This window comes from Kitasatospora sp. NPDC007106 (assembly GCF_040634455.1).
Classification (GTDB): Bacteria; Actinomycetota; Actinomycetes; order Streptomycetales; family Streptomycetaceae; genus Kitasatospora; species Kitasatospora arboriphila.
This window is the reverse complement of record NZ_JBEYFP010000853.1, coordinates 1-2416: the sequence shown is the minus strand read 5'-3', so window position 1 is coordinate 2416 and position 2416 is coordinate 1. Positions and strand designations below refer to the sequence as shown.

Sequence of the window (2416 nt, the reverse complement as noted above, 5' to 3'; positions counted from 1 at the left end):
CACGGCGTCCACCCAGCCCATCATCGGGCGCAGCACCTCCCGGTCCTGCAGCACCTTCTTGCCGCCCGAGTAGAGGTAGAACAGCGCGAGGAGCGCAGCGACGAACCAGTACGCGACATGCATGAGAAGCCCCCTGGGAGCAGTGACCTGCGGTGAGGCGCCCATCATGGGTCACGGCCGGAGGGCCTACAAAAGGCACACGGATGTGCGTGAGACACGGGGAGCAGCCATGACGCAGTACGAACACACCTGCATGATCCGCGGCGACGGCGGCAGCACCGTCCGCGCCGTCCTCGACCGGATCTGCGACAAGTGGACGCTGCTCGTCGTCGCCACCCTCGACGAGGGCCGGCTGCGCTTCGGCGAACTGCACCGGCACATCCCCGGCATCTCGCAGCGGATGCTCACCCTCACCCTGCGCAACCTCCAACGCGACGGCCTCGTCTCGCGCACCGCCCACGCCGAGGTCCCGCCGCGCGTCGAGTACGCGCTCACCGACCTGGGCCGGAGCCTCATCCCGCCCGCACTGGCGCTCGCCGGCTGGGCCGTCGAGCACAACGCCCGGATTCAGGCCAGCAGGGCCGCCTACGACGGGGGATGATCGGACGGACACCCGTTCGGAGAGGACCACCGGCATGGAGTTCCGTCACCTGGGCCGCAGCGGCCTGGTCATCAGCGAGATCGCCTACGGCAACTGGCTCACCCACGGCTCCCAGGTCGAGGAGGACACCGCCGCGGCCTGCATCCGCGCCGCCCTCGACACCGGCATCACCACCTTCGACACCGCCGACGTCTACGCCGCCACCCGCGCCGAAGCGGTGCTCGGCCGGGTGCTGAAGGGCGAACGCCGCGAAGGGCTGGAGATCCTCACCAAGCTGTTCTGGCCCACCGGCCCCGGCCGCAACGACCGCGGCCTCGGCCGCAAACACGTCATGGAGGCCATCGACGGCTCGCTGCGCCGCCTGCAGACCGACTACGTCGACGTCTACCAGGCGCACCGCTACGACCCCTCGACCCCGCTCGAGGAGACCATGGAGGCCTTCGCCGACGTCGTCCGTGCCGGCAAGGCCCTCTACATCGGCGTCTCCGAGTGGACGGCCGACCAGATCCGCGCCGGCCACGCCCTCGCCCGCGAACTGCGGGTGCCGTTCGTCTCCAGCCAGCCGCAGTACAGCGCGCTCTGGCGGGTCATCGAGGCCGAGGTCGTCCCCACCTGCGAGGAACTCGGCATCGGCCAGGTCGTCTGGTCCCCGATCGCCCAGGGCGTGCTCACCGGCAAGTACCTGCCCGGCGCCGCCCCGCCGGCCGGCTCCCGGGCCACCGACGAGAAGGGCGGCGCCGAGTACGTCGCCCGGTGGATGCGCGCCGACGTCCTCGAACGCGTCCAACTGCTCCGCCCGCTGGCCGAGCAGGCCGGCCTGAGCATGGCCGGGCTGGCCGTGGCCTGGGTGCTGCAGAACCCGAACGTCTCCGCCGCGATCATCGGTGCCTCCCGACCCGAGCAGGTCGTCGAGAACGCCGGGGCGGCCGGCGTCCGGCTGGACGCCGACCTGCTCAAGGCGATGGACGACATCCTCGCCCCGGTCGCCGAGACCGACCCGGCCCGGACGGCCCAGAACGCCCCCAAGGAACGCCCGTAGCCACCGGGGCTCCCCGCGCCACCGGATCTACCGGAGCGGCACGCGGTTGGTGGCGCTCAGCACGTCCCCGCGGACGGGCGAGCCCGCGGCGCGCCGCGCATCGCCGACCGCCGGGTCCGAGACCGAGACCGTCAGCGTGTACCGCGGCTGGCCGGTGATCGTGTTCGACCCGTCCACCGGCGGGGCGAGCCCGCGGGAGACCGCAAGGGCGTCGACGCCGGGGCAGAGCACCGCGAGCGGCAGCACCAAATCCGCGTCGCCGCCGGAGCGGAGGTCCACCGCCTGCGCCCCGGCGTCCTGCGGCGCGGCCTCCCCGTCCGTGAGCGGCAGGCCGTAGGCACCGCCCACCAGGCCGTCCGGGCCCTCGATCTCGACCGCGGCGGTCAACGGACCCGACCCCGGCAGCGGGCGCGCCGACCCCTGCCCGCCGGTCCGCCCGCCGACCTGCGCGAACGCCAGGCCGACGGTGAAGTGCCCGGGGTCGCCGCTCCCCAGCCGCTCGAAGCCGTAGGAGGTGAGGACGAGCTGCGGACCCGGCCGCTCGTCCGCCGTGCCCGTGCCCGCGGCCGGGTCGGACCGCGGCGGCACGGCGTAGTGGTGGAAGCCCTTCGAGCCGCATGCGCTGCCCGTGGTGGTCCCGCCGCCCGGCAGCGCGGTGTCCTGCGCCTTGGTGATCACCGGGACCTCGGGGGCCGGACCGGCGCCCGCCAGCAGACCGCCCGGCCGGAGCGTCACCGCCACGACCGCTCCGGCCGCCGCCAGCACGGCCAGCGCCA

The 2416-nt window shown here is 73.9% G+C and carries 3 protein-coding genes and 1 pseudogene; 2 read left to right on the top strand and 2 right to left on the bottom strand.

Annotated elements, in window-relative coordinates:
* A pseudogene (locus ABZ641_RS33245) lies at positions 1 to 123 on the bottom strand (DoxX family protein); the annotation flags it as partial.
* A gap of 106 nt (positions 124 to 229) precedes the next feature.
* On the opposite strand from ABZ641_RS33245, the gene ABZ641_RS33240 reads away from it, so the two are divergent.
* Both ABZ641_RS33240 and ABZ641_RS33235 read left to right on the top strand, forming a co-directional pair.
* Positions 230 to 601: a helix-turn-helix domain-containing protein gene (locus tag ABZ641_RS33240; RefSeq protein ID WP_344621726.1), complete on the top strand. Its 372-nt coding sequence runs from the start codon at positions 230 to 232 to the stop codon at positions 599 to 601.
* Between the two features lie 34 nt (positions 602 to 635).
* On the top strand, positions 636 to 1640 hold the full coding sequence (locus ABZ641_RS33235) for an aldo/keto reductase family protein (protein WP_344621727.1): 1005 nt from the start codon (positions 636 to 638) through the stop codon (positions 1638 to 1640).
* A 27-nt stretch (positions 1641 to 1667) separates the two neighbouring features.
* Here ABZ641_RS33235 and ABZ641_RS33230 read toward each other — a convergent pair.
* Positions 1668 to 2416: hypothetical protein (locus tag ABZ641_RS33230; protein ID WP_359987924.1), on the bottom strand; the 749-nt coding region annotated here is incomplete at its 5' end.

What these genes read in the sequence shown, in the direction of transcription:
- ABZ641_RS33235 (WP_344621727.1), top strand. Translation starts at nt 636, where the DNA reads ATGGAGTTCCGTCACCTGGGCCGCAGCGGCCTGGTCATCAGCGAGATC.
- ABZ641_RS33240 (WP_344621726.1), top strand. Translation starts at nt 230, where the DNA reads ATGACGCAGTACGAACACACCTGCATGATCCGCGGCGACGGCGGCAGC.